The sequence below is a fragment of the Rhizobium sp. 05N49 genome (genome assembly GCF_056396805.1).
In genome coordinates, this window is record NZ_JBFTME010000004.1 from 482,002 (window position 1) to 488,169 (window position 6,168).

6 protein-coding genes are annotated in these 6,168 nt (G+C 59.6%); all 6 read right to left on the reverse strand.

Translation table 11 applies throughout. The features are described from left to right. Positions 1 to 11: 11 nt before the first annotated feature. The 6 genes from AC1DF8_RS11895 to AC1DF8_RS11920 all read right to left on the reverse strand — a co-directional run bounded on the left by AC1DF8_RS11895 (position 12) and on the right by AC1DF8_RS11920 (position 5,751). The gene (locus AC1DF8_RS11895) at positions 12 to 899 is read right to left on the reverse strand and encodes a MurR/RpiR family transcriptional regulator (RefSeq protein ID WP_478153693.1); all 888 of its coding nucleotides are present in this window, start codon (positions 897 to 899) and stop codon (positions 12 to 14) included. A 51-nt stretch (positions 900 to 950) separates the two neighbouring features. Further along, entirely contained in the window at positions 951 to 1,991 is a 1,041-nt protein-coding gene (locus AC1DF8_RS11900; RefSeq protein ID WP_478153695.1) for an ABC transporter ATP-binding protein, read from the reverse strand. Continuing rightward, positions 1,988 to 2,737 carry a glycerophosphodiester phosphodiesterase family protein gene (locus AC1DF8_RS11905; protein ID WP_112969191.1) on the reverse strand — a complete coding sequence of 250 codons (750 nt, stop codon included), beginning with the start codon at positions 2,735 to 2,737 and terminating at the stop codon, positions 1,988 to 1,990. Before AC1DF8_RS11905 ends, AC1DF8_RS11900 begins: the two co-directional genes overlap by 4 nt. Before the next feature lie 23 nt (positions 2,738 to 2,760). Beyond that, positions 2,761 to 3,570, reverse strand: a complete 810-nt coding sequence (locus AC1DF8_RS11910; RefSeq protein WP_113114364.1) for a carbohydrate ABC transporter permease — start codon at positions 3,568 to 3,570, stop codon at positions 2,761 to 2,763. After that, on the reverse strand, positions 3,560 to 4,429 hold the full coding sequence (locus tag AC1DF8_RS11915) for a carbohydrate ABC transporter permease (protein ID WP_183879849.1): 870 nt from the start codon (positions 4,427 to 4,429) through the stop codon (positions 3,560 to 3,562). The genes AC1DF8_RS11910 and AC1DF8_RS11915 overlap by 11 nt, the downstream gene beginning before the upstream one ends. Positions 4,430 to 4,491: 62 nt before the next feature. Continuing rightward, on the reverse strand, positions 4,492 to 5,751 hold the full coding sequence (locus tag AC1DF8_RS11920) for an ABC transporter substrate-binding protein (RefSeq protein WP_478153698.1): 1,260 nt from the start codon (positions 5,749 to 5,751) through the stop codon (positions 4,492 to 4,494). Positions 5,752 to 6,168 lie beyond the last annotated feature (417 nt).

The following is a 6,168-nucleotide window of genomic DNA, read 5'->3' on the forward strand; positions in this document are numbered from 1 at the left end:
GATTTCTGGCCTTACAGGATCACCGGTGAGAGACCGCATTCGGCGCGGAAAGCCTTGAAGGTCCCAAGCGCCCGCAGCGAGCGGCCGTCATCGATCGCGGCCAGGTCGAGAATGATCGCGTTGGCGATTGTCATGGGAACGACAAGAGATTGGGATTCGCCGGCGTCGCCGCGGGAAACCGAAATCTGCCTGTCGGGTGCCGGATCGATGCGGATACTGAGCAGATCGGTCAGCGCCAGCACCCTGGCACCTCTTTCGGCTGCGATCTTTCGGATCTGGTGGATGAGGGGCGAGGCCTTGCGGAAGGCAAGCAGCCAGACGACATCGCCGGTTTCCAACGTAGCCAGCACTTCGGCGATCAGATGCATCTGACTGGCGAGATCGACTGACGGATAGCCCGAGCGATTGAGCCTCAGCGCGATGAGCGAGGCGAGGGCGGCAGAATGCCCACGCCCGAACACGAAGACACGCCGGCAATCGCGCAGCACTTCGGAAAAACCTCTGATATCGGCGTCGGCAACAGCGTTGCGCACCTGCTGGAGCGCAGTGATCTCGCTGTCGAGAACGGAGGAAAGCACGCCGCCGTCCTCCGCCCGGACGAGACGGGCGGCCATGCGGGCGGCCGGGCTTTCAAAATCGCCGCCGCCTTCGATGAGATTCGCCTGCAGAAAGGTCCGGAATTCCGGATAGCCTTTAAAGCCAAGGCGGCGTGCCAGCCGCACCGCCGAGGCCGGATGTACTCCGGCGCGGAAGGAGACCGTTTTGCCGTTTTCCATCGCCGCGCGGATAGGATCCTGCATCATCACGTCGAGAAGGCGCGTATCGGCCTCGGTCAGCTTCGTCGAGTTGCGGCTGATAAGATCGCCGAGAAGTTGCGGAATCTCGCTTTGTCTTTCCATTGCATCACTTCTTGCGCTTTTCCAAACCGGAACGATCAGCGGCGCCTAAATTCAACGATCTCCGGCTGAAAGATCGACGCGGCTCCCGCTCTGGTTATCGAAAAACACGGCCTGGTCAAGGTCGCACATGACCCAGAAGTTGTCGGAATGGCGCGGTACATCCTTGCGCGGACTGGTAAGTGTGATACGTCCGGCCGGGCTCTCACAATGCAGGATGATATCAGACCCTGTCATTTCCGACAGCATGAGCCGGACGGGCAGGGCAGGCTCCGCAGGTTCCTCGGCGCGGATTGTCATGGATTCGGGCCTTAGTCCGGCGGTCAGGCCCGGTCGGCCCCGCCAGCCCGGCAGATGCTCGACAGGCATGAAATTCATCGCGGGAACACCCAGGAAGCCTGCGACAAAGCGGTTCTGCGGCTGGTCATAGATTGCCTCCGGCGTGTCGAACTGCAGGAGATTACCATCCTTCATCACCGCGATCCTGTCGGCCAGTGAAAGCGCCTCGGTCTGGTCATGCGTGACATAAACGATTGTCGCACCGACCTGGCGATGCAACTCCTTGATTTCGGTGCGCATGGCGACCCGCAGCGCGTTGTCGAGGTTCGACAGCGGCTCGTCCATCAGGAAGATGGAACTGTTGCGCGCCATGGCCCGGCCCATCGCCACACGTTGACGCTGACCGCCGGAAAGGGCACCCGGCTTGCGATCGAGATAGGCTTCGAGCTGCAACGTCTTTGCCACATCTTGAGCCCGCGCATTGCGCTCGGCTTTCGGCATGCCGCGCAGTTCCAGGCCGAAGGCAATATTCTCGCGCACCGTCATATGGGGATAGAGCGCGTAGTTCTGGAAGATCATGGCGATGTCGCGATCTTGCGGAGCGAGATCGTTGGCACGCCGGCCGCCGATTTCGATATCGCCCTCATCGCATCGCTCAAGCCCTGCGATGAGGCGCAGCAGGGTAGACTTGCCGCAACCGGAAGGGCCAACGATAACGATGAATTCGCCGGACTTGATATCCATGGAGACGCCATGCAGGACTTGCGGGCCGCCAACGTAGGATTTTCTGATATCGCGCACGACGATCCCGCTCATTGCGCAGTCTCCACCTCGAAGCGATTGCGTATGGCGATGGCAAGGCTTGGGCGGTCTGTCGTGAAGACTTTCACGCCAAGTGCCAGCACCTTTTCGATCTGCCTGGCCGAATGGGCCGCCCAGCAACCAAAATCGAGCCCTGCGGCTTCAATTTCAGCCATCAGTGCCGTATCGGCGGTGTCTACGTGGACGCCGATTTCCGGGATATTATGAGACTTCGCGACTTCGATAACAGCTGCGGCCCCGAGCTGACGCAGCACCGGCGGGCTGACGAGCCAGAGCTTCGGCCGGCTGGTTGCCGCTGAAAGCGCATCCTGCGATTCCACCAGAAAGGAGGAGAAGATCGTCCTCTCGAGCATACCGTGGCGGGCGAGTGTCTCTACGACATGCGGTACGAAATTCTCATAGGGGCGACCGTCGACCCCCGGCTTGATCTCGCAGCGGAAGTCAACCGTGCTGTCGGCATAGAGGGCGCAGAGTTCGGCAAGCGAGATCGGATGTCCGCCGGCACCGTAATTGATGACGGCGGCGCGAACCTCCGCCTCGCTCATCGCCGCGATCACGCCGCTGCGGTCCGTCGTTCCGTCAAGAGTAGCGTCGTGATGAACCATGATTGCGCCGTCGGCTGTCGGATGGACGTCGAACTCGACTTCTTCCAGCGCCATTCTTGCCGTCGCGGCAAAACCGTGCGGCGTGCTGTCGCCGAATTCCAGAGTGCCGCCGCGATGCGAAGCGATGCGTGTCATTCTATGCTTGTCCTTGTTCATGATTATTTGACCGCGCCAAGCGTAATGCCGCGCACGAGATGTCGCTCGACCAGCAGGAAGCCGAGCAGCACGGGCAGCATGCTGAGGGTGCAGGCCGCCATGACGAGTGGCCAATCGACCAGACCTTCACCGGGATTGATGCGATAAAGGCGAGCAAGACCGATCTGCAGCGTGTAGAGGTCTTCCTTGCCAACGGCGACGAGCGGCCAGATGTAGTTGTTCCACTCACTAATGAATATGTAGAGCCCCATGGAAAAGATGGCGGGCTTCGCGATCGGCACGATCACGCGCCACAGCACCTGCAGCGGTGTTGCGCCGTCCATATAGGCGGCCTCGTCGAGCGCTTTCGGGATGCCCTTGATATATTGGCGCAGGAAGAAGGCGGCAAAACCATTCGAGATCGCGGGCAGGATGAGACCGGCATAGGTATCGAGCAGACCGGCTTTGGCGAGTGTCAGGTAGTTCGGGATCAGGCTGATATGGCTCGGGATCATCAGCGTGGCGACGGTCGCGCCAAAGAGCAGGTTGCCGCCGCGGAACTGGTAGCGCGCGAAGGCAAAGGCTGCCATGGTTGCGACCGTAATGCCGAGCAGCGTCACCAGGCCCGACACGATGATGCTGTTCAGCAGGTAGCGGGCGAAATTGTATTCGGCGACGGCCCGGACATAGTTGTCTAGCGTGAACTCGTACTGGCCCGTGTAATAGGACTGCGCTGTCTCGAAGGACATCCAGATCGAATAGAGCACGGGCGACAGGAAGATCAGGCCGGCAGCAAGCGCGAGCCCGGTCACAAGACGGTTCTTAAGCCTCATAGTGAACCCTCCGGCCGATGACGAAGGATTTGATCAGCGCGAGCACGATCAGGAAGATGAAGAGCAGGACGGCGAGCGCCGATCCCCTGCCGATATCGAAAAGGGTAAAACCGACGCGGTAGAGCAGATTGACCAGCATATCGGTCGCACCCGCCGGGCCGCCGCGGGTCATGATGTTGACGATGGTGAAGACCTGAAAGGCCTCGATCACCGAAATCACCAGCAGGAAATAGGTGGTCGGCATGACCAGGGGCACGGTCACGCGCCGGAAGACATGAAGGCGCCGGCCGCCATCCACGGCGGCAGCATCATAAAGTTCCTGCGGCACCGCCTGCAGGCCGGCGATATAGATCACGATATCGTAGCCGAGCTGCTTCCATGTGTTGACTATTATCAGCACCCAGAGCGCGAGTTGCGGATCCTGGAGCCATTGCACCTTGCCGAGGCCGAGCGAGGTCAGCGCCGCATTGACCATGCCGTAATCGGTGGCGAAGACCCAGGAGAAAACAACGGCGATCGAGACTGTGGAGGTTACGGAAGGCAGAAACAGCGCTCCGCGCAGGAGCCGTGAGGGCAGGGTTTCGCGCACGAGATAGCTTGCAACGGCAAGCGCCAGCGCCAGCCGGATCGGCACCGAAAACAGCGCAAAGATCGCGGTTACCTGCAAGGAATTCCAGAAGTCGCGGGAGTTCAAAAGCAGGCGGTAATTCTCAAAGCCGACGAAAGGCATAGTCGGCGACAGGAAGTCCCAGTGCCGGAAACTGAGGTTCACGCTGGTGATGACGGGAATGTAGGTGAAGACCGTGATGAAGATCATCAACGGTGCGACGAGAAGATAGGGTGTGAGTTTGCGCAGCATGGGACCGGAACAGTTGAGACGACGGGCCGTTCAAGACCCGCCGTATTGCTGAAGTGAGAGGCTCAGTTGCTGGAACGCTTGGCTTCTTCGCGCGTCTGCGCGGCAAAATCCTTCATCGTTTCCGTGACATCGCGCTGGCCGAGCGCCATGGCTTCCCACATCTTGTATTCGGTCGAACGCATCCAGGTGACGACGGGCGGACGGGCACGGCCATGAGCGAAATCAAGCTGCTTGATGGCGACGTCGATGCCCTGCTTCTTGGCAAGCGCTTCGATGGCAGCCGGCTGGGCGGCGCTCTTCTTGTTGATCGGCAGGTAGCCGGTTGCGGCAAACCAGATGGAATTGGCTTCCGGCGAAGCAGCGTAGCTGATGAACTTGTAAGCGGCGTCCTGAACATCCTTCGAAGAGGTTGAGAGGATACCGATACCGGCGCCGCCGATCGGAACCGAGCAGACCTTGTTGCAGGGCATCGGACGCACTTCGAGCTTGTCACCGAGCGCCTTCTTGGCACCGCCGTAATCGCCGGTCGAATTCAGGGAGATGCCAACCTTGCCGGCGAAGAAAGCGTCGCGGCCGACATCTTCATCGGTGACGCTATCCGGGGAGGCGACCTTCTGGTCATGTACGAGCGAGGCCATCCACTGATAGGCTTCGATCGTATTGGGCGAGTCGAGCAGGACATCGTTGGTCTTGGAATCGATGAGCTCGCTGTCATTGGACATGACGAGACCCCAGCGCGCAAACTGGCCAGGGGCTGCAATGCCGGTGATGCCTTCCGAGCCGAGCTTCTCGGTGATTGTCTTCGAAACGGCAAGAATATCTGCGAAAGTCTTCAGCGGCGGCTCTGTCGTGAAGCCGGCGCGCGCCAGGATGTCCTTGTTGTAATAGAGGACCGGCGTGGAGGAGTTGAACGGCACGATATAGTTCTTGCCGTTGTAGACGCCGACCTCACGTGCGTAGTCGTAGAGGTCGTCCTTCAGCGGGTCGGCGTTGAAATAGGGTGTCAGGTCGGTCAGGGCGCCGCGGTCGGCAAAGAGGCCGTAGCGGGTGACTTCCATGATGACGGCATCAGGCGCGCGTTTGGCGGGAATGGCGGCCTGCAGCTTGGCGACGATATCATTGTAATCGCCCACAAACTCGCCCTCGATATGAATACCGGGATTGGCGGCTTCAAAATTGGTGATGATCTTGTTGAGCGCTTCGCCGGACGATTTGCTGAAGCTGTGCCAGAACTTCACGGTCGTATCGGCATGTGCCGAACCGACCATGGACATCAGAGCGACAAGGCTGACGGCAGCCGTATTCTGCAATTTGCTTGACATAATTTTCTCCTCTGCAAAAAAAATTGCATTCCGTTTTGGCGACGGATAGCGCGCAGACGAGACAGTTTGTTGAAGGCTGTGCGAAGTTTTCGTGACAGAGGAGGGCGGGGGTCTCTATATCCGATGCCTGGTGACAGAGAGCTTCAGTTCGGCCGTGATCGAATGCGCCGGTGAAGGGTGGTCGGGCTTCTGTCGGCGGCTCCGGCTGGTCGAACGCTGCGGTGCTTTATGCTTTGCAGGTAGCTGACAGCGTGATATTCCCGGTGACGCCCGCCTTTATCTCAAATGTTAAATAGAGATCATATGTCCCAGCAAGAAGACGCGGCGAACACGTCGCAAATGGATTCAGCTCCCCAGCCCATGGCAAGGCCTCAGCGTAAATGGCTGGGTGATATCGAACGCCTCAAAGGATTGGCT

What these genes read in the sequence shown, in the direction of transcription:
- AC1DF8_RS11895 (WP_478153693.1), bottom strand. Translation starts at nt 899, where the DNA reads ATGGAAAGACAAAGCGAGATTCCGCAACTTCTCGGCGATCTTATCAGC.
- AC1DF8_RS11900 (WP_478153695.1), bottom strand. Translation starts at nt 1,991, where the DNA reads ATGAGCGGGATCGTCGTGCGCGATATCAGAAAATCCTACGTTGGCGGC.
- AC1DF8_RS11905 (WP_112969191.1), bottom strand. Translation starts at nt 2,737, where the DNA reads ATGACACGCATCGCTTCGCATCGCGGCGGCACTCTGGAATTCGGCGAC.
- AC1DF8_RS11910 (WP_113114364.1), bottom strand. Translation starts at nt 3,570, where the DNA reads ATGAGGCTTAAGAACCGTCTTGTGACCGGGCTCGCGCTTGCTGCCGGC.
- AC1DF8_RS11915 (WP_183879849.1), bottom strand. Translation starts at nt 4,429, where the DNA reads ATGCTGCGCAAACTCACACCCTATCTTCTCGTCGCACCGTTGATGATC.
- AC1DF8_RS11920 (WP_478153698.1), bottom strand. Translation starts at nt 5,751, where the DNA reads ATGTCAAGCAAATTGCAGAATACGGCTGCCGTCAGCCTTGTCGCTCTG.